This window comes from Halomonas sp. AOP5-B2-8 (assembly GCF_052376475.1).
Taxonomy (GTDB): Bacteria; Pseudomonadota; Gammaproteobacteria; order Pseudomonadales; family Halomonadaceae; genus Vreelandella; species Vreelandella casei.
In genome coordinates, this window is sequence record NZ_JBQSVS010000003.1 from 466,732 (window position 1) to 486,306 (window position 19,575).

Consider the following 19,575-nt stretch of genomic DNA (forward strand, 5'->3'; position numbering starts at 1 on the left):
GATTACATCCGTTTACGCGCAGCCCGCATCACGGCGCTGCGTGAACGAGGATTAGCATCCACTTCCTCTCCGCTTGGCCGCACGCCTCTGCCCAGCGCTTCAAGGCGGCGATTCAACTGATCGTCGCGGATAGGCACGCCGCGCGGCAGATGAGTATCGCCGCGCACATGATGACGAATAAAACGTTTCACACGACGATCTTCCAATGAGTGAAAGCTGATCACAACCAAATGCCCACCGGGTGCCAGCGCCTCTAACGCGGCATCTAGCGCGCTGTCCAGCTGCTCAAGCTCACCATTGACAAAAATGCGCAGCCCTTGGAATGCTTTCGTTGCGGGATGCCGTCCTTTTTCCCAGGCGGGATGAGCGACTTTCAGCACTTCTGCTAAGTCCACCGTATGGGTGAACGGCCTTTCAATGCGCCGGGTCACCACGGCACGCGCTAGGCGTTTGGCATAGCGCTCTTCGCCATAGGTTTTGAACACGTAGGCAATATCGGCTTCGCTCGCCCGCGCCAGAAACTCAGCAACGCTTTGTCCCTGGGTAGGATCCATTCGCATGTCCAGAGGGCCGTCGCGCATAAAACTAAAGCCGCGCTCAGGATCATCCAACTGAGGCGATGAAACGCCCACATCTAGCAGTATCCCTGAAAGCTTGCCGAACACGCCCTGCTCGCGGGCAAACTCGCCCAGCTGGGCAAACTCACGCTGGGTAATGTGGAAGCGCGAATCGTCTATTTCAGCGGCAGCCGCAATGGCCTGAGGGTCGCGATCCATCGCCAGCAACCGGCCATGCTCATCAAGCCGGTCCAAGATCACGCGTGAGTGACCACCTCTCCCGAAAGTACCATCCAGATAAACACCTTGGTTGTCATTGACCAAGGCATCGACAGCACCCTCCAGTAATACGCTGGTATGGCGAAAGCGGTTAGCAACCTGTTCAGCGTCAGGAGAAGGCATGTTTCTCTCACAGAAAATTTGGGAAGGCGTGCATGCACGCCTTGGTATAAAAAAGGGGAGTCGGCCGATAAGCCGGGTTCTGTCGTGGACAGCCATTCCTCTAGGCGCTGCGTTACCACAGCGCTCAAGCAACCTACCCGGACCCAGCGCGGGCCACGCCATTGGGTCCCTATTTGGTCTTGCTCCGAGTGGGGTTTACCATGCCACGCACTGTTGCCAGGCGCGCGGTGCGCTCTTACCGCACCCTTTCACCCTTACCGGCCCCCAGCATCTATATCCGGGGGCTTAGGCGGTCTACTCTCTGCTGCACTTTCCGTCGGCTCGCACCGCCCAGGCGTTACCTGGCACTCTGCCCTATGGAGCCCGGACTTTCCTCCCCCGACACCTTTTAAGGGGTATCAGCGGCGACTGTCTGGCCAACTCCGGCGGCAAGCATACCAGCGCCCTCGCCTAGCCTCAATGCTCACCTTTGATTGCTTGCAAACGAGCGTACCAAGCTTGCTTGCGTCCACCAAGCATTCGCGCGGCAATTGCGGCTCCCTGCTTCACTCCAACACCCTCCGCCAATAGCGCTTCTAATAGCGCATCCGCTGAAATATCTTGGCGTTCACTTTGCACAACGGGCGGCGCACCGGCCACGATCACCACAAATTCGCCACGCGCTTGATTCGTATCTTCCGCCAGCTGTGCCAATAACAGCTCGGGAGTGCCATGAAGAAACGTCTCAAAGGTTTTCGTCAATTCACGTGCCAGCACTACGTCCCGCTCAGCCATCTGTTCTTGTAAGGCCTCCAGGGTATGCACGATGCGATGAGGAGACTCATAAAACACCAGCGTCTCTTCGCGGGTTTTCCAAGACTCTAACGCCTGACGGCGAGCGCCTGGCTTAGCAGGCAAAAAACCGCCAAATACAAAACGGTCTGTTGGCAAGCCTGCCCCAGACAGCGCGGTAATTAATGCACAAGGGCCCGGGATCGGCACAATATGACGATTACGAGCGCGCAGCTCACGCACCAGTACAAAACCTGGGTCGCTAATCAGCGGCGTACCTGCATCACTGATCAGCGCAATGTCTTCGCCCGCAGCAAGATAGCTGTCTAACGTATCTACCCGGCGCGCCTCATTATGCTCATGCAATGAGAGCATCGGCTTATTCAGCCCTAAATGTGCCAAAAGACGGGCACTATGACGAGTATCTTCCGCGGCAATGCGCGATACTTGCCCTAATACTCGGGCGGCACGTGAGGTTAAGTCTTCTAAGTTCCCAATTGGCGTAGCAACCACGTACAATGTGCCCGGATTATGATCTGTCATTGATGACTCTCGATTCGTTGATGGCTTGCTCTGCCGGTGCGCTATGCTTGTGCAGTGGCCTCGTCAATCGCAGGCAAGCTGCGACAGCGCAAATGGACATTTTAAGGAAGGATACATGAAACAGTCATTACGTGGCTTACTCGCCGCTGCCCTCATGGCACTTCTGGTTGCTGGCTGTGCTATGCAGCCGCCCAGCGTGGTTGACCGCGCGTCCGGCGAGGACGCCGGCCAATTACTCAGCCAGGCAGAACAACAAGCACCGGAGCAAGCCGCCAAAACCCGCCTCGAAGCAGCCAGCATTTTGGCCGGTCAAGGCGAGCGTGATAAGGCGTTTGAAACCGCCGATGCCATTGATGAAAGCCTTTTATCGGAAGGCGATCGCGTACGCTGGGCGCTGCTTTTCTCTGAACTGGCACGGGCGCTAGATGACCCACGTGCTGTGCTACGCGCCACCCAGGTACTCAACGACGAACTGCCGATGCAGGCTAATCAACAGGAAACCCTGGAGGAACGCCAGCGCTGGGCACGAGAAGCGTTAGATCAGCAGGGCATGGCCAATGTTGCGCTACCCGAGCTTGAAGGCCAAGAAATACGCCGCATTGTGGTTGCCCTACCCGAATCGGGCCCGCTTAGCAGCGTTGCCAACACCATCGCGACCGCCATGCGCAAGCACCATGACACTAAAGGTGATAACACAGAGCTCAGCTTTCTAGATGCCTCACGCTATTCACTGGATGAGCTGTACCAGCAGGCTCAGCAAATGAATGCACAGCTAATGATTGGCCCGCTTGATAAAGACCAGGTCACTCAGCTAGAACAGCGCGACAGCGTACCCCTGCCGACACTGGCGCTCAATTACGGCAGCGGTGACCACAACCAGGCACAACGCCTGTTCCAGTATGGTCTTTCCGCTGAAGATGAAGCTCGCCAAGCCGCTCGCCGCGCTTGGCAAGATGGTCACCGTCAAATGTCAATGATGGTGCCCGATAATGGCTGGGGGCGCCGCGTAGGCGAAGCCTTCTGGAACGAGTGGAAAAGCCAGGGTGGCGAAATTACCAATGCCGTTCGCTACAATCCTGAAAGCTCTGTTTCTACCGCCGTCCAAAGCGCACTCAACGTAAGCGGTGAACGTGCGCGCTTAGGCAACATTGATGCCCTCTTTCTGCTTGCCTTGCCAGAATATGCTCGCCAAGTACCACCTACGATGGATTACTACTACGCCCCCGACTTACCCATCTACGCCACCTCACATCTACACGAAGGGCGCCTACAGACTCGCCTGGATCAAGACCTTAACGACGTGATGTTCATGGATATCCCGTGGCAAATTCCGGACGCGGCCGTCGGTGGCGAAGAAGCACTGCCCTTCTCAGCCTCTTACCGCAGCTTTCGCGATGAGTCCGATGCCTCGATGTTCCGCCTAATGGCGATGGGCGTTGATGCTTACGAGCTGGCTATTCGCTTTTCTAACCTAGCGGAGTTAGAAGGTTTAAGTGGCAGCACCGGTACGCTGTCCTTGAGAAGCGACGGACGCATTTACCGCGAACTGCCGTGGGCGAAATTTCAAAACGGCGCTCCCGCACCTATTTTAATTCCTAACCTGGATAACAGTGGCGAATAATGCCCAAACCGCTCGGGCGCGCGGCGCGGCCATAGAGCAAATAGCTGCTCAATGGCTGTGCCAGCAAGGCCTCACCCTCGTTACGCAAAATCATTACGTGAAAGGGGGTGAACTTGACTTGGTGATGCGGGATGGCGATATTCTTGTGTTTGTCGAAGTCAAACATCGCACCACCACGCGCTACGGGCACCCGCTGGAAACCGTCACGCATCAAAAGCAGCAGCGCCTAATACGCGCTGCAAGGCTATATCTCGCTCGCGGCGGGCTTTCATCGCCCTGCCGGTTTGATATCCTGGCAATTATTGGCAAGCCGCCCAACCTAGAGTTTCACTGGGCGAAAGCTGCTTTTGATGCCTTTTGACTCTATCTAACCAGGAAGCCCTGATGGACTTTCAGACTCGTATACTTGGCCATTTTAACGACAGCATTGACACCAAAACCTACGCCAGCGAAGTACTTCCACCGTTTATTGAAGTGGCGAGCCAAATGATGGTGCAGTGTCTGGTCAGCGAAGGAAAAATTCTTTCTTGCGGCAATGGCGGTAGCGCAGGAGACAGCCAGCACTTCTCATCTGAGCTACTCAATCGCTTCGAGCGAGAGCGCCCTAGCCTGCCTGCATTGGCGCTCACCACCGACACATCTACGCTTACGTCGATTGCGAATGACTATAGCTATAACGAAGTCTTTTCCAAGCAGATCCGCGCGCTCGGACAGCCTGGCGATGTACTATTGGCCATTTCCACCAGCGGCAATTCCGGCAACATTGTACAAGCCATCCAAGCCGCCCATGACCGCGATATGACCGTGGTTGCGCTAACCGGGCGTGACGGTGGCGACATGGCTTCACTGCTAGGGCAAGATGACTGCGAGATTCGCGTACCCGCCACCTCTACGGCTCGCATTCAGGAAGTTCATCTACTGGTTATTCACTGCCTATGCGACCTCATTGATGAACAGCTGTTTGGCAGCGCCTAAACGCCTATTGGCTTCGAATTTTTTATCCGTATTTTTCTTACCAACATGTTTCATATATAACTATGCGTAAACCACTTGCCTCATGGAGCTATACGATGACCCAGCGCCTCTCTCCCCGCAGCTTAATGGCGGCCACCCTTTGCGCAGTATTGCTGCTCAGCGGCTGCGCCAATAACTCCGCGTCCAATCAATCTAACTACTCCCAGCGTAGTAACGATGTTGAAGCCGTTGATGCCACAATCGAGCGCGAAATTCAGCGCGCGCTAGAACGAGCCGATGCGCGCCTGGGCGATGCGCGTATACGGGCTAATAGCTTTAATGGCGCTGTCTTACTGGTTGGTCAAGTACCAAGCGAAGAGCTTCGCGACATGGCCGGCGAAGTGACCGGCAATTTGCGAGGCGTTGATGAAGTACATAACGAGCTGACCGTTGCGGCACGCCTTCCCGCCAGCCAACGGCTGACCGATACGTGGCTTACCACTAATGTCGTCAGCCATTTAGCGACCAATGATCATATCGATTCTGGAAAAATAAAAGTGACCACCGAAAACGCTAGCGTCTACCTGATGGGGATTGTTACGCGTGAAGAGTCAGACCGTATCGTCAACGCCGCTTCCGCCGTGGGCGGCGTGCAGCGCATTGTTAAGGTGTTTGAATACATCGATTAACTGCGCCGCCATTAAAAAGCCTCGCTCTTATCTAAGAGCGAGGCTTTTTTATTGCGCAATGCAGGGCTGATTACTTAACGACCCTTAGCGTTGGCTTTTTCTTCGGCTTAGCATCGTCACCCGATGCTTTTGAAGAAGCCTTGGAATTACCGCCTCCCTCAGAAACCGGTGCGGTTATCGAAAGTTCTGGCTTGACTGAAGGCTCACGCTTAACTGAGGGCTCTGGCGAATCAGAAGCGCTGGCGTCATCCTCAATATCACCAAAGGACTCGGCCCCATCTTCAAGTTCGGGCTCATGACCAAACACCATCCCCGCGCCGTTCTCACGGGCGTAAATGGCAATTAATGCCGGCGTAGGAATCATCACCTGCATCGGCTGGCCACCAAAGCGAGCATTAAAACTGATCGCTTCGTTTTCCATGAAAAAATCACGCACCGCCGTCGGCGCCGCGTTTAATACAATCTGGCCATTTTGCACTAGCTGGCGAGGCACCTCGACACCTGGCTGAGTAGCATCCACCACCAAGTAAGGAGTTAACTCATTATCTAACAACCACTCATAAAGCGCTCGGGCGAGATAGGGGCGACTCGACTTCATCTAGACTCCCTCCTCCAACAGTAAGGCTCCCCGCCTTTACTCAAAACAAGGGAGCCGAATGAATTCAAGCGCGCATCTCTTTTTCACGCTCACTTAAAGATGCCTTAAACGCTTCACGCTCAAATACTCGCGACATATACCCCAACAGCGGCTTAACCTGCTTTTCGGGCAGGTCAATATTGAGATCAGGCAAACGCCATAGAACCGGTGCTAAACAGCAATCCACCAGCGTAAACTCTTCACTCATGAAGTAAGGCATGTCTTCAAAGATCGGCGAGATACCAATAAGGCTCTCGCGTAGTTCTTTACGTGCCTTATCCGCTTCTTTTTTTCCACCGCTGCGAATTTGGTCGACCATTGGGCACCACTCGCGCTCAATGCGGTGCATCCATAGGCGACTTTGTGCACGCGCCACAGGATAAACAGGCAATAGCGGAGGATGCGGGAAACGCTCATCCAAGTACTCCATCATGACTTTGGATTCATAAAGCACCAGGTCACGATCCAATAGCGTCGGTACGCTATTGTACGGATTGAGGTCTGCCAGCTCTTCCGGTGGTTTTTCGTCGAGTACATCGACGATATCAACGGCAACCCCCTTCTCGGCCAACACAATGCGCACACGATGACTGAAATGATCATCACTACCCGAGTAAAAGATCATCGACGACCGCTTGGCCACAACACCCATGAAAGCATCCTCGCATCAAAACAATCTTGGATAATAACACGCCAGCACTCCCTTAGGGGAAGCTAGCTTGCTTTGCTTTTGTTGCCATGCTGACAGTCAAAAAGGCGCGCGACCTTTGTCGCGCATCCCATTGCCCGCCAGAACCGGCGAATTAGTGAATGTCTCGCCAATACTCGCGCTTGAGCAGGTAAGCCATCACCCCAAAAATGAAAATAAAGATCAGCACTTTAGGCGCCAATGCCTGAGCCTTAAGCCTGGAAGGCTCACCAACATAAGCGAGAAAATTAGTTAAATCATAAACCGCCTTCTGAAACTCAGCGGGTGCCAGCTCACCTGGCTCCGTTACTTTCAGCCCCTCGCAGGGTTGGCTTTGAGCCGACAACGCATTCGCGTCTCGGCCATCTTCTTCAGCGCAGACCAGCGTCTGCACACCTTGCAAAGGCTCCAGCACATTAGGCATGGCCACTAAATCGGATAGCGTATTGTTAACACCCGTCGGTCGACTAGAGTCTTGATAGAAACCAAGTAAAAAAGCGTAAATCCAATCAGGACTGCGTAGGCGCGCCTGCAGGGTCAAGTCTGGCGGCACAGCACCAAACCACTCCTTGGCATCGTCACTTTCAAGCGCTATAAGCATTTGATCGTTATAGGCTAATTCAGACGAAAAAATTAAATTTGCCTCGACCAAGTCCTGCGGGATCCCTAAATCATCAGCCGCCCGAGAAAAACGCTGATATTCTAGCGAATGACAGCCCATGCAATAGTTCACATAGAGCTTCATGCCATTTTGCAGCGACGCTTGATCCTGAAGATCCGGCTCCATCGAATGGGCCGCGCCAGCACTAGCTGCTGCCAACATGGCGGTAAAACACCCAACGACTAACACTCTCAATCGACGCTTTCTCATTAGCCGCTCACCCTGTCAGGAAGCGGCTTTGTCTTCTCAAGCTTGGTATAAATCGGCATTAACAGGAAGAAAGCAAAATAAACAAAGGTACACACCTGCGCCAACATGGTTCGTCCCGCGGTTGGCGGCAGAACACCTAAAACCCCTAGGAGCACAAAACTAACAACGAACAAAAGCAGCATCGCTTTGGACATCCATCCCTTATAGCGCATAGACCGCACCGGGCTGCGATCAAGCCAAGGCAAAACGAAAAGCACCGCAATGGCCCCTCCCATAAACACAATGCCCAAGAACTTAGCCTCTAAGCCAAACACTGAGAAGGTGATCGCACGCAGAATGGCGTAAAAGGGCGTGAAGTACCAAACGGGCGCAATATGATCAGGCGTTTGCAGAGGATTGGCGGGCTCAAAGTTGGAATTTTCAATAAAATATCCGCCGCCTTCCGGAAAATAAAACACTACCACGCAAAAAACGAACAAGAATATAGCTACGCCAACAAGGTCTTTGACCGTGTAGTAAGGATGAAAAGGTATTCCATCTAACGGCACACCTGCCCCATCTTTGCGCTGCTGGATATCAATACCGTCAGGGTTATTGGAACCCACCTCATGCAGCGCAATAATATGCAGCACTACCAGCGCCAGAATAACGAGGGGCAAAGCAATAACATGTAGCGCAAAAAAACGGTTAAGGGTAATACCTGAAATAAGATAGTCACCGCGTATCCACTGAGCTAGATCAGCACCCAACCCCGGAATAGACGAGAATAGCGAGGTAATGACCTGCGCACCCCAATAAGACATTTGGCCCCATGGCAGCAGATAACCCATAAAGGCCTCGGCCATTAATACGAGATAGATGCTCATGCCAAATATCCACACTAGCTCGCGCGGTGCCTTATAAGAGCCATATAAAAGCCCCCGAAACATATGCAGATAAACAACTATAAACAAGGCTGAAGCGCCCGTGGTGTGCATATGGCGGATCAACCACCCCCACTCTACGTCGCGCATAATGTATTCGATAGATGCAAAAGCCCCCTCAGCAGAGGGATTAAAACTCATCGCCAGCCAAATGCCTGTCAGGATTTGGTTAACCAAAACCAGCAGTGCCAATGAACCAAAACAGTACCAAAAGTTAAAATTCTTCGGTGCGTAGTAGCGGGAAAGGTGCTTTTGCCACATTTGTGTGGCAGGGAAGCGGTCATCTATCCAGCGCATGGCCCCTTTTTCAGCCTTAGACTTATTGGGTTTTTCCATCAGGCCTCCTCATCTTCGCCAATGACAATAATGTCATTGCTTGCAAAGCGATAAGGCGGCACCTCAAGATTGGTTGGCGCAGGAACGTTACTGAACACGCGGCCCGCCAAATCAAAGCGCGAGGCGTGGCAAGGACAAAAGAAGCCGCCCGGCCAGTTATCAACACCCACACCGGCGGCATCTGGCTCTGGCCGGAAAAGCGGTGAACACCCCAAGTGAGTACAAATACCCACAAGCACGCCAATTTCTGGCTTGATAGAACGCAAACCACCGGCAATATAGGCTGGCTGCTGCGGGACATTGGAATCTGGGTCTGCCAAGCTCGCCACATCTATTGCCTGCGTTCGCGCAATCATTTCGGGCGTGCGGTTAATAATCCACACAGGACGGCCGCGCCACTCAACGGTCACTCTCTGCCCTGGCTCAAGACGCGAGATATCTGCCCGAACGGGAGCACCGGCCGCCTTGGCTCGGGCACTAGGCTGCCAAGAAGCCACAAAGGGAACCGCCACCCCGACAGCCCCCACCGCCCCGACAACGGAGGTGGCCACCACGAGGAAACGGCGTCGGCTTTTGTTAATGCCGCTATCTGCCATTTCAGATCCCTCCCCCTAGCCTACCCGCTATGCTGAAAAGCCTTGCGGTGAATAATAATGACCGACCGTACACGACGATGACAATTCGGACAGCCTATCTTTTTGAGATTCCAATAAAAAACGCCCAGGTCGATGACCTGGGCGTTTTGCAGCGCTGGTTAAAATTAGCGCTTGGAGAACTGCGGACGACGACGTGCTTTGCGTAGACCAACCTTCTTACGCTCAACTTGACGTGCGTCACGCGTTACGTAGCCAGCGGCACGTAGCGAAGGACGAAGGTCTTCGTTGTAGTTCATCAGGGCGCGAGTAATGCCGTGACGAATGGCGCCAGCTTGAGAAGAGCCACCGCCACCAGCGACAGTCACAAAGATGTCAAACTGGCTTACCGTTTCAGTCAACTCAAGCGGCTGACGAACAACCATACGACCCGTTACACGACCAAAATAAAGGTCAAGGTCTTGATTGTTGACGGTAATTTTACCAGAGCCCGGCTTCATAAACACGCGAGCGGTGGAAGTCTTGCGGCGCCCGGTACCGTAATACTGCTGTGTCATGGCGAAGATTTCCTCAGATGTTCAGTTCAAGCGGCTGTTGGGCAGCATGCGGATGCTCAGCACCGGCGTACACTTTCAATTTAGTGTACATGGCGCGGCCCAAAGGACCTTTCGGCAACATGCCTTTAACGGCAGACTCGATGATGCGCTCAGGGGCATGATCAAGCATTTTGTCGAATGTCATAGAGCGCAGACCGCCCGGGTAACCAGTGTGGCGATAGTAGGTTTTAGCCTTCGCCTTGTTACCGGTCACGTGGACTTTCTCTGCGTTGATCACGACAATGTAGTCGCCAGTATCAACGTGAGGGGTAAATTCGGGCTTATGCTTGCCACGTAAGCGGCGAGCAATCTCGGTTGCCAGACGACCGAGCGTTTTGTCCTTAGCGTCGACAACATACCAGTCGCGCTGGACGGACTCAGGCTTAGCACTGAACGTCTTCATGGATGAAATCACCAGATTAAATGTATTGGGCGACTCACACCGCTTACACGGCGAAGCACCATCCCTATTTTTCTTGGTTGCTTGCATTGCAAATTGCAAGCAACGTGTAGCGAGGCGGCATTCTACAGCAAGGACCGAGACAAGTTAAGCCGCATCACCACTTTTTTACACTATCGGCAATGGCTAGGGTTTATGTGCTAACGCCAGATACTCCTGCGACTGCATTTCTTGTAGGCGTGAGAGAGTACGCTGGAACTCAAATGTCAGCTTTCCACCGCTATACAGCTGCTCGACGGACACCTCTGCCGACATCAGTAGCTTGACGCCGCGATCATAAAACTCATCGACCATATTGACAAAACGGCGCGCCTGATCATCCGTTTTGGCATCCATACGCACAACGTTAGACACCAGTACGGTATGAAACTCTCGCGCCAGCTCAATGTAGTCATTCTGGCTGCGCGGGCCATCACATAGCTCTAAAAACTCAAACCAAGCAATATCTTCATGCAGTCGGCGCGCTTTTAGCACGCGACCATTTATCTCTAACGAGGCGTCTGACTCGCCCTCATGCCCTGCTATCTCTCTGAAGCTTCGCGACAGCTCACGCTCAGCCAAATCATCCAGCGGCGAGTAAAAAATGGCGGCACGCTCTAGCGCTCGCAACCGGTAGTCCACGCCAGAGTCCACATTCACCACGTCACAATGACGATTAATAAGTTCGATAGCCGGTAGGAAACGCGCCCGCTGCAGTCCTTCTTTGTACAAATCGTCAGGCACGATATTAGAGGTCGCGACCAACACCACACCTCGTTCAAAGAGCGCTTCCAGCAGGTTGGAAAGAATCATTGCGTCGGTAATATCTTTGACAAAAAACTCATCAAAGCAGATCACTCGATACTCGGTCGCAAACTTTCCAGCAATCAGTGTTAAGGGGTTTTTTTCGCCTTTATAGTGCGTCAGCTCATTGTGAACGCGCTGCATAAAGCGATGAAAGTGAGTGCGCATTTTGTCGGAAAAAGGCAGCGCCTCATAAAATGTATCGACTAAGTAGGTCTTTCCACGCCCTACACCGCCCCAAAAGTAGAGCCCTTTCACCTGAGGCAACATGGGCTCACGCGAAGAAGAAGACTTCTTTCCCATTAGCCCCGCCATTTTGGCTTTAAGCCCCTTGTGGGCAACCAACGCCTTGGGCATGGTTGTTGGCGCCGCGACAAGCTCATCGTAAAGTCGCTGCAAGTGCTTTACCGCTAACTCTTGCGCTGCATCATATTGAAAATCATCGCGTTCTAAGTCCGCGCGATAGCGCTCTATAGGCGTCGCAGGACGCGCTTTTGGCACAGACCTACCCGCAGCAGATGTTGATGACATGCAATCGCCTCCTACAGCGTGCAAAGCGGTAGCCACAATCGTTACTACCCGCCTTAAAAGGCTGCGATTATACCCACTGAGGCACCATAACGCATGAGCGGATTGACCCGACTAGCGGACTGACGCCTATAATGGCAGTCTGTTAGTTCACAACAGCTGGCTAATAACGTCGGCTGTTATATACAAGGCGCCAGGGAGAACACTGTGGACGCAAGCTCACCATTAATCTTTGCTGTTATCGGTCTTATCGTCGGTTTTATTATCGGAATGGGCTGCTATCGCCTATTCAGCAAAAGCCAGCGCGAGACGGCCTCCATGCGCCAGCAGCTACTTGAACGCGAACATCAAATCGCCGAAATGAAGACCAGCGTAGGCAGCCATTTAACCGGCATCTATGAACGTCTCAGCAATATTCGTGATGAAGCTAACCAGCTGGAGCTTCAGCTCAAAGAGGATGCCGAGGAATGGAACATTCGGGATGCTACCATTCAGCACAGCCTTGATCTTTCCGGTATCAATTCAAAGCAGCAACCGTCAGAAGATAACACCACGCCCGCGATGCCGCGTGATTACGCTGACGGCAAAGGTGGCACGCTATCCGAAAATTTCGGCTTAAAAAGCCATGAGGTAGCCACTCCCCAGCCACCACGCTATTAATCGATATAGCAGGCCCCGACAGCCGTCAAAAGCCGTTATTCGCGACTGATGGCTAAAAACGCGCCGGGGCCCATTGGTTAGGAAGGCCTCTAGGCAGGATTATCAATATCCACAAACCGGTGTTCGATCGCATACTCATCGGCCAGCCACTCCCCCAGCGCCTGAATACCGTAACGCTCGGTAGCATGATGGCCCGCGGCGATATAATGAATCCCCATTTCGCGCGCAAGATGCGTGGTTCGCTCCGATATCTCACCCGATACAAACACCTGCGCACCGGCTTCACACGCAGAGGCAATCATGTCTTGAGCCCCGCCTGTGCACCAAGCAATACGCTCAATTTCGCCCACTTGCGGCGCTTCAACCACCAGCGGCTCACGCTGCAACGACTGCGTGATTTGTGCAGCTAACGCGTGTATCGAGCTCGGCTGAGTTAAACGCCCAGACCATAAGAGCCCTTCCCCCAGCTCACCATCAATGCACCCCTCAACTTTCCAACCCAGACGCCTAGCCAGCTCGGCGTTATTACCTAACTCTGCATGCGCATCAAGGGGCAAGTGATAAGCGAGTAAATTAATCCCATGATCGAGCAGCGTTTTGATGCGTTTCTGCTTCATACCGGTAATCGCAACAGGCTCGTTTTTCCAAAAGTAGCCGTGATGCACCAGCACCATGTCTGCCTTCCAAGCGACCGCTTCGTCCAGCAGCGCTTGGCAGGCCGTCACGCCCGTCATCACACGCTTAACACAGTCAGTGCCTGCGACCTGCAGCCCATTAATCGTAAAGTCTTTGAATTGGGCCGCGCGCAGCTGATGATCACAGGCTGCCACTAGTTGGTCGCGATATATCATGCTGACTCCTTTCGTTAATGGTTGAATTGCACCCGTGAGGAACTCGCTAAGAAAGTGTTACCATACGGCCATTGTTAAACTCGCTTCTTTTGTCACGATTGGCAAGACTGACTCGTTAAGGAATTTTTTGCATGAGACGCTATGTGCTGCCTTATTTATGGCCAGTCATCACTGGCGTATTGATCGCTTTGCTGATCTTACCGGGGCTCCCAGATCTATTATCGAACCCGTTTCAAAGCCCAGCGCCGCAAGCACCCGCCCCAGCAGTGGTCACGGTACCGGCCGTTGTCGAACCAAGCCCCAATCGCCCCGCTCCCGAGATACACCAAGCAGAACCGATGGCGCGTAACCAAGGACCTTCTAGCTACTCATATGCGGTGGATCAAGCTGCCCCCGCCGTCGTCAACATTTACTCTTCGCGCATTGTAGAGCGCGACCAGCATCCGCTGATGTCTGATCCTTTTTTCCAGCAGTTCTTTGATGACCAGGGCGATGATACGACCACCCATCAGCGCATGCTTTCGAGCCTGGGCTCTGGCGTTATCGTGAGTGACGATGGCTATGTGCTCACTAATCACCATGTCATCAACGGAGCTGATGAGATACAAGTGGCCTTACGCGATGGACGTGAGACGCTAGCTGAAGTGATTGGGACTGATCCTGAAAGCGACCTGGCAGTACTGCGTATTGAGCTAGACGATTTGCCGGTGATTGAGCTGACCGACTCAGCAGACGTGGCGGTTGGTGACGTAGCGCTGGCCATCGGCAACCCGTTCGGCGTGGGCCAAACGGTGACCATGGGCATTATCAGCGCCACTGGGCGTAATCATTTAGGGCTCAATGCCTACGAAGATTTCATACAAACCGATGCCGCCATCAACCCAGGCAACTCGGGGGGTGCTTTAGTCAATCCTGACGGCGCGCTAGTTGGCATCAATACGGCTATTTTCTCGCGCTCAGGCGGCTCACAGGGTATTGGCTTTGCAATCCCTGCCAATCTCGCCCACAGCATACTCGATGAGCTTGTCACTCAAGGGCGCGTCATTCGTGGCTGGCTGGGCATCGAGGCACAGGCACTTTCTCGCGAGCTTGCCGCCTCTTTTGGCCTGCAAACACCGCAGGGCGTTATCGTCGCCGGGGTTGTCAGTGATGGCCCAGCCGCCGAAGCAGGGCTGGAGCCTGGCGACGTACTGCTCGCCGTTGATGGGCAGGCTATCTTGGATGCGCGTACCGCAATGAGTGACATCGCCTCTATTCCACCGGGCACTTCGCTGCCGCTGACCATCGTACGTAGCGGCGAGCGTATGGACATGACGCTAGTGGTGGGCGAACGACCGCCGCCGGCTATCCCTATTAACGAAGTCGTGCCGCGCCAACGCGACTCATAATAGTGTCACGTTGGCGTAGCGGATCCGCCCCCAGCACTATTCACAAAGAAAACTACGAGAAGCTTAATCGCAGATGCGGTATTCAGCGGAGCGTGCGTGAGCCGTTAACGACTCGCCCCTGGCCAATACCGAAGCGATCTTGCCCAGCTCAGATGCTCCAACAGCAGAGCAGTGAATGATGGATGAACGTTTCTGAAAATCATACACGCCTAGTGGAGAAGAGAAACGTGCGGTGCCTGACGTGGGTAGCACGTGATTCGGACCGGCACAGTAATCACCTAAAGCTTCTGCGGTGTAACGCCCCATAAAGATCGCACCGGCGTGACGAATATCGTCTAGCCATGCCTCAGGCGCGGTGACCGATAGCTCTAAATGCTCTGGCGCAACGCGATTGATGATCGTCACGGCCTCTTCGGCATCCTGGCAATGAATGAGGGCACCGCGGTTGCGCAGCGACTCACGCACAATGCCTTCACGCTCTAAACTCGGCAGTAATCGCTCAATTGCAGCCTCGACAGCGTCCAAATGCTCGGCATCCCAACTAATTAATAGCGCCTGAGCATCTTCATCGTGCTCTGCCTGAGAAAACAAATCCATCGCCAGCCAGTCAGGATCAGTTTGCCCATCGGAAACGACCATGATCTCCGATGGACCGGCGATCATATCAATGCCCACCTGACCAAACACCGCACGTTTAGCCGTCGCGACGTAAATATTGCCCGGCCCCACAATCTTGTCGACCCGAGGCACGCTTTCAGTACCATAAGCGAGCGCGGCGATCGCCTGCGCACCGCCGATAGTGAATACATAGTCGACACCGGCCAAATGCGCCGCGGCTAGCACCAGCTGGTTTAAGACGCCATCCGGAGTGGGTACTACCATGACTATTTCACGCACCCCTGCCACATGAGCGGGAATGGCATTCATCAGTACCGACGACGGGTAAGCCGCCTTACCGCCTGGAACATAAATACCGGCGCGATCAAGCGGCGTCACTTTTTGCCCTAACACCGTGCCATCAGCTTCTTCATACTGCCAAGAATTCGGCTTCTGACGCTCGTGATAGCGCTTAATTCGCTCTGCTGCCTTCGTCAGCGCATCGCGCTGGCTGGCGGGCAAGTGGTCATACGCGTGCTTCAACTGCTCATGCGTTAACCGCAGCTCGTCCATACAAGTAGCGGAAAGGCGATCAAAACGATTAGTGGCATCGATCACGGCAGCGTCGCCATGCTGCTTAACGCTAGCAAGAATTTCATCAACCCGTGCCTGCACCGCTTTATCGGATACGCCCTCCCAGTCCAGCAAAGCATCAAGACGCTGGTGGAAGTCAGCAGCGCTGGTCGACAGGCGTGATACCGTGGCAGCAGTTTGTTCGCTTGTGAGCTCGTTCATGGATTACCTCAGATCAATCGGCAAGTGCTATCTGGCGCTTTTTGACCGCGCTTTCTAAACGCGCCAAGAGCGGCTGAATACGCTCATGCTTCATTGTCATGGCCGCTTTATTAACCACTAATCGCGTACTGATATGGGCAATGAACTCACGCGGCTCCATCCCGTTCGCCCGCAGAGTATTGCCGGTATCGACGATATCGACAATCTCATCGGCTAGGTTCATCAGGGGCGCAAGCTCCATGGCGCCGTAAAGCTTGATCACCTCAGCCTGAATCCCCTGCTCGGCATAGTAACGGCGAGCTATATTGACAAACTTAGTCGCCACACGACGCCGGGCGCGAGCAGGCAACTGGCCCTTAACCCCAGCCGTCATCAATTTGCAGCGAGCAATATCTAGATCTAGCGGCTCATACAGGCCTTCAGCACCATGTTCAAGCAGCACATCTTTACCTGCGATACCCACGTCCGCAGCGCCTAGCTGAACGTAGGTTGGCACGTCGGTCGCCCGCAGAATTACCAGTTTCACATCGGGCAGATTGGTATCAAATAGCAGCTTGCGGCTTTTGCTTAGATCCTCTGCGGGCGTGATACCCGCATCGGCCAATAGTGGCAGCGTTTCTTCAAGAATACGGCCCTTCGAGAGGGCTAAAATCAGTTGCTTACTCATCGTGTCGGCCCGTCGGTTTTAACCTGGAATACGGCGAATACGCGCACCCAGCAGCTGCATTTTCTCTTCGATACATTCGTAGCCACGATCAATGTGGTAGATCCGATCTACCAGCGTTTCGCCCTCGGCCATCATCGCCGCGATGACTAGCGACGCGGAGGCACGCAGATCGGTGGCCATCACTGGCGCGCCGGAAAGCTTTTCAACCCCTTCAATCAAGGCCGTATTACCTTCCAGTACGATCTTAGCGCCCATTCGATTAAGCTCTTGAACGTGCATGAAGCGATTTTCAAAAATGGTCTCAACCACGCGAGAGTTGCCTACGGCCACCGCATTCATAGCCACAAACTGTGCCTGCATGTCGGTAGGGAAAGCAGGATAAGGCGCCGTGCGAATATTAACGGCCTTGGGGCGCTGACCATGCATATCCAATGCAATCCAGTCATCGCCACTGGTAACCTCGGCACCGGCTTCTTCTAACTTAGCAATAACGGCGTCAAGAATGTCCGCACGGGTGCGCTTAACCTTTACCCGCCCACCGGTCATAGCAGCAGCGACCAGGAAAGTACCGGTTTCGATACGATCAGGCATTACATCGTGCTCACAGCCGTGCAGCTTCTCGACACCCTCAATAGTAATGGTATCAGTACCATGGCCGCTGATTTTAGCGCCCATTTTGATCAAGCACTGCGCCAAATCAACAATTTCAGGCTCGCGGGCAGCGTTTTCTAGAATCGTTTTGCCTTCGGCCAACGTGGCAGCCATCAGCAGGTTTTCGGTGCCGGTTACCGTTACCGTATCGAAATATATAGTGGCGCCCTTCAGGCGGCCATCGACACGCGCACGGATATAGCCTGCTTCAACGCGTATCTCCGCCCCCATGGCTTCTAAGCCACGAATGTGCAAATCCACCGGACGCGAACCAATCGCACAGCCGCCGGGTAGCGATACATCGGCCTTGCCAAAGTGAGCCAGTAAGGGGCCTAAAACGAGGATGGACGCACGCATCTTTTTAACAAGTTCATAAGGCGCGTGGCAGTGAGTAACCTGCGAACCATCCAGCTGTATGCTCAGCTTTTCGCCCATCACCGGTTCAACGCCCATACGGCCTAGCAGCTCTAGCGTGGTGGTAATATCTTGAAGATGCGGAAGATTACCAATAATCACGGGGCCATCGGCCAACAGGCTGGCACACAGAATAGGCAGCGCTGCATTTTTAGCGCCGCTTGCCCACACTTCACCGTCTACCGACCCGTTGCCGGTAATGAGTAATTTATCCATAGGAATGCCGTTATTGAACGTTCTCCGACGCAGTTTGCCACTGCGTCGGAGTAAACGTTTTGATGCTAATAGCGTGGAGAGCACCCGAAGCGATTTCGTCGCTGAGCGCAGAGTAAACTAACTGCTGACGTTTGACCGGAGAAAGGCCGTCAAAGGCTTCGCCAACCGCAATCACCTGAAAATTACAGCCTTCACCCTGGATGTGAAACTGGCATCCGTCGATACGGGACTCAAGCAGTGCTTTTACCTCGTTGGGTTGCATGGGGCAGAAAACTCCTTTGGGGTCATCGTGATTAATGAGCGTAAGCGGGTCGACATAATAAAGAAAAGCGGTGCACTTGGCGATGCCGCACTGTTAAACGGCTAGTGCCGTGGACGGGTTCTCAATTAGATCGTCCAACTCAGCCAATGACGCTAGCCGCTTAAGCGGCTCAGACAAATCAATCGCATCAACGCCGATGGCACGCTGCTGGCAAATACGCAGCCATTCAAACAGCACGCTAATAGCAACGCTGCTGGCTTTATCAACGCCGCTAAAATCAAACGTCACGGCGTCTAGCTCAGTGCTTTTCAGCCACTTAACGCCACTGGCGGCCAAATCGGCCGCCAGTGCTACGTTTACGTCGCCTATGACCCTTAGAGTCGTGGTTTCTACGTGAATAGAGACGTCAGTGTGCGAATACAGCACTGTCACGCATCGCCTCCTTGTTCCAACTCTTCAACGCCTACTTCGGGCGACCACCCATTAATGACCGCATCATAATCGCGGTTATTATCACGCATCGCCTGGTCGAACTGATTACGGAATGTTAGGCCCAAATTAATGCCATTGACGATTACATTGACCACACGCCATTCGCCACCTGAAAGTCTCAGGCTATAGCTCACGGGATACACTTGGCCGTTGTTGGCAACTACTTCCATGGCAACACTAGCTTGGTCGTCGTAGCGCTGAGCCTGCTGGGAATCCAGCACTCGCAGCTCGTCATAATCAAAGGTCACCAATCCACGCGTATAGGTGTCAATCAATGTTTGACGAAACACATCGGCAAAGCGGCTACGCTGCTCCGGCGAGGCATTGCGGAAATAGTTACCCATGACGCTGGCACCGATATAGCGAAAGTCAGCTACTTGATCGAGGCTGCTATCCACCAGCGCTTCAAGCTCATTCAAGTTATTGGCGTAGTAGTCTTCTCTACCGTCAAGATCCGCCATTAACGAACTTATATTGTCACGGATCATATCTTCGGGCGATTGAGACTGCGCCAGCGCCTGAAAAGGTAGCGACATTGCAACCAGCATGGTGGCTGCGACAAGCCAACGGCTAACGGCGTTATTTGCTTTTTTCATCACTTTAATCTCCCTGTTCGTTATCCTATGAGAA

Annotated in this window: 23 protein-coding genes and 1 other RNA gene; 6 read left to right on the plus strand and 18 right to left on the minus strand. The window is 53.6% G+C overall.

The window, feature by feature from the left end; all coding sequences use genetic code 11:
• Positions 1-2: 2 nt before the first annotated feature.
• From rsmH to rsmI, 3 genes are all read right to left on the minus strand, one after another.
• Positions 3-959, minus strand: coding sequence for a 16S rRNA (cytosine(1402)-N(4))-methyltransferase RsmH (gene rsmH / locus ACT3RP_RS09715; RefSeq protein ID WP_441684072.1), 957 nt, complete (start codon positions 957-959; stop codon positions 3-5).
• Between the two features lie 52 nt (positions 960-1,011).
• Positions 1,012-1,383: RNase P RNA component class A (gene rnpB / locus ACT3RP_RS09720), an RNA gene on the minus strand.
• A 32-nt stretch (positions 1,384-1,415) separates the two neighbouring features.
• A complete protein-coding gene (gene rsmI / locus ACT3RP_RS09725; RefSeq protein WP_483393708.1) occupies positions 1,416-2,273 on the minus strand; it encodes a 16S rRNA (cytidine(1402)-2'-O)-methyltransferase in 858 nt (285 codons plus the stop codon).
• Between the two features lie 115 nt (positions 2,274-2,388).
• Here rsmI and ACT3RP_RS09730 point away from each other — a divergent pair, with 115 nt between their 5' ends.
• The 4 genes from ACT3RP_RS09730 to ACT3RP_RS09745 all read left to right on the plus strand — a co-directional run bounded on the left by ACT3RP_RS09730 (position 2,389) and on the right by ACT3RP_RS09745 (position 5,537).
• Positions 2,389-3,894, plus strand: coding sequence for a penicillin-binding protein activator (locus tag ACT3RP_RS09730; RefSeq protein WP_441684070.1), 1,506 nt, complete (start codon positions 2,389-2,391; stop codon positions 3,892-3,894).
• Positions 3,884-4,255: a YraN family protein gene (locus ACT3RP_RS09735; RefSeq protein ID WP_441684068.1), complete on the plus strand. Its 372-nt coding sequence runs from the start codon at positions 3,884-3,886 to the stop codon at positions 4,253-4,255. Before ACT3RP_RS09730 ends, ACT3RP_RS09735 begins: the two co-directional genes overlap by 11 nt.
• A 23-nt stretch (positions 4,256-4,278) precedes the next feature.
• On the plus strand, positions 4,279-4,869 hold the full coding sequence (locus ACT3RP_RS09740) for a phosphoheptose isomerase (protein ID WP_096280705.1): 591 nt from the start codon (positions 4,279-4,281) through the stop codon (positions 4,867-4,869).
• Positions 4,870-4,964: 95 nt separating this feature from the next.
• Positions 4,965-5,537: a BON domain-containing protein gene (locus ACT3RP_RS09745; protein WP_444625851.1), complete on the plus strand. Its 573-nt coding sequence runs from the start codon at positions 4,965-4,967 to the stop codon at positions 5,535-5,537.
• Between the two features lie 70 nt (positions 5,538-5,607).
• Here ACT3RP_RS09745 and ACT3RP_RS09750 read toward each other — a convergent pair whose 3' ends face one another.
• From ACT3RP_RS09750 to zapE, 8 genes are all read right to left on the minus strand, one after another.
• Positions 5,608-6,135: a ClpXP protease specificity-enhancing factor gene (locus ACT3RP_RS09750; RefSeq protein ID WP_441684064.1), complete on the minus strand. Its 528-nt coding sequence runs from the start codon at positions 6,133-6,135 to the stop codon at positions 5,608-5,610.
• 64 nt (positions 6,136-6,199) lie between these two features.
• Positions 6,200-6,826 (minus strand): stringent starvation protein SspA, encoded by a 627-nt coding sequence (sspA, locus tag ACT3RP_RS09755; RefSeq protein ID WP_441684062.1) that lies wholly within the window; start codon positions 6,824-6,826, stop codon positions 6,200-6,202.
• Between the two features lie 151 nt (positions 6,827-6,977).
• Positions 6,978-7,733 (minus strand): cytochrome c1, encoded by a 756-nt coding sequence (locus tag ACT3RP_RS09760; protein ID WP_483393709.1) that lies wholly within the window; start codon positions 7,731-7,733, stop codon positions 6,978-6,980.
• Positions 7,733-8,992 (minus strand): cytochrome b, encoded by a 1,260-nt coding sequence (locus ACT3RP_RS09765; protein WP_483393710.1) that lies wholly within the window; start codon positions 8,990-8,992, stop codon positions 7,733-7,735. The genes ACT3RP_RS09760 and ACT3RP_RS09765 overlap by 1 nt, the downstream gene beginning before the upstream one ends.
• A complete protein-coding gene (gene petA, locus ACT3RP_RS09770; protein WP_441684056.1) occupies positions 8,992-9,588 on the minus strand; it encodes a ubiquinol-cytochrome c reductase iron-sulfur subunit in 597 nt (198 codons plus the stop codon). The genes ACT3RP_RS09765 and petA overlap by 1 nt, the downstream gene beginning before the upstream one ends.
• A gap of 164 nt (positions 9,589-9,752) precedes the next feature.
• Positions 9,753-10,142, minus strand: a complete 390-nt coding sequence (rpsI, locus tag ACT3RP_RS09775; RefSeq protein ID WP_096280725.1) for a 30S ribosomal protein S9 — start codon at positions 10,140-10,142, stop codon at positions 9,753-9,755.
• Positions 10,143-10,155: 13 nt separating this feature from the next.
• Positions 10,156-10,584, minus strand: coding sequence for a 50S ribosomal protein L13 (gene rplM / locus ACT3RP_RS09780; protein ID WP_096280728.1), 429 nt, complete (start codon positions 10,582-10,584; stop codon positions 10,156-10,158).
• 183 nt (positions 10,585-10,767) lie between these two features.
• Positions 10,768-11,955, minus strand: coding sequence for a cell division protein ZapE (gene zapE / locus ACT3RP_RS09785; protein WP_444671751.1), 1,188 nt, complete (start codon positions 11,953-11,955; stop codon positions 10,768-10,770).
• 204 nt (positions 11,956-12,159) lie between these two features.
• On the opposite strand from zapE, the gene ACT3RP_RS09790 reads away from it, so the two are divergent.
• The gene (locus ACT3RP_RS09790; protein ID WP_441684054.1) at positions 12,160-12,612 is read left to right on the plus strand and encodes a Z-ring associated ZapG family protein; all 453 of its coding nucleotides are present in this window, start codon (positions 12,160-12,162) and stop codon (positions 12,610-12,612) included.
• Positions 12,613-12,701: 89 nt separating this feature from the next.
• On the opposite strand, the gene ACT3RP_RS09795 is transcribed toward ACT3RP_RS09790, so the two are convergent.
• On the minus strand, positions 12,702-13,463 hold the full coding sequence (locus ACT3RP_RS09795; protein ID WP_441684052.1) for a Nif3-like dinuclear metal center hexameric protein: 762 nt from the start codon (positions 13,461-13,463) through the stop codon (positions 12,702-12,704).
• A 131-nt stretch (positions 13,464-13,594) separates the two neighbouring features.
• On the opposite strand from ACT3RP_RS09795, the gene ACT3RP_RS09800 reads away from it, so the two are divergent.
• Positions 13,595-14,851 (plus strand): Do family serine endopeptidase, encoded by a 1,257-nt coding sequence (locus tag ACT3RP_RS09800; RefSeq protein WP_441684050.1) that lies wholly within the window; start codon positions 13,595-13,597, stop codon positions 14,849-14,851.
• Positions 14,852-14,914: 63 nt separating this feature from the next.
• Here ACT3RP_RS09800 and hisD read toward each other — a convergent pair whose 3' ends face one another.
• From hisD to ACT3RP_RS09830, 6 genes are all read right to left on the minus strand, one after another.
• Positions 14,915-16,243, minus strand: coding sequence for a histidinol dehydrogenase (hisD, locus tag ACT3RP_RS09805; protein WP_441684048.1), 1,329 nt, complete (start codon positions 16,241-16,243; stop codon positions 14,915-14,917).
• 13 nt (positions 16,244-16,256) lie between these two features.
• Positions 16,257-16,910, minus strand: a complete 654-nt coding sequence (gene hisG / locus ACT3RP_RS09810; protein WP_096280745.1) for an ATP phosphoribosyltransferase — start codon at positions 16,908-16,910, stop codon at positions 16,257-16,259.
• Between the two features lie 18 nt (positions 16,911-16,928).
• A complete protein-coding gene (gene murA / locus ACT3RP_RS09815) occupies positions 16,929-18,191 on the minus strand; it encodes a UDP-N-acetylglucosamine 1-carboxyvinyltransferase (protein WP_301735504.1) in 1,263 nt (420 codons plus the stop codon).
• Positions 18,192-18,201: 10 nt separating this feature from the next.
• On the minus strand, positions 18,202-18,453 hold the full coding sequence (locus tag ACT3RP_RS09820; RefSeq protein WP_096280750.1) for a BolA family protein: 252 nt from the start codon (positions 18,451-18,453) through the stop codon (positions 18,202-18,204).
• 93 nt (positions 18,454-18,546) lie between these two features.
• On the minus strand, positions 18,547-18,885 hold the full coding sequence (locus ACT3RP_RS09825; RefSeq protein WP_441684045.1) for an STAS domain-containing protein: 339 nt from the start codon (positions 18,883-18,885) through the stop codon (positions 18,547-18,549).
• Positions 18,882-19,541 (minus strand): MlaC/ttg2D family ABC transporter substrate-binding protein, encoded by a 660-nt coding sequence (locus ACT3RP_RS09830; protein ID WP_096280757.1) that lies wholly within the window; start codon positions 19,539-19,541, stop codon positions 18,882-18,884. The genes ACT3RP_RS09825 and ACT3RP_RS09830 overlap by 4 nt, the downstream gene beginning before the upstream one ends.
• Positions 19,542-19,575 lie beyond the last annotated feature (34 nt).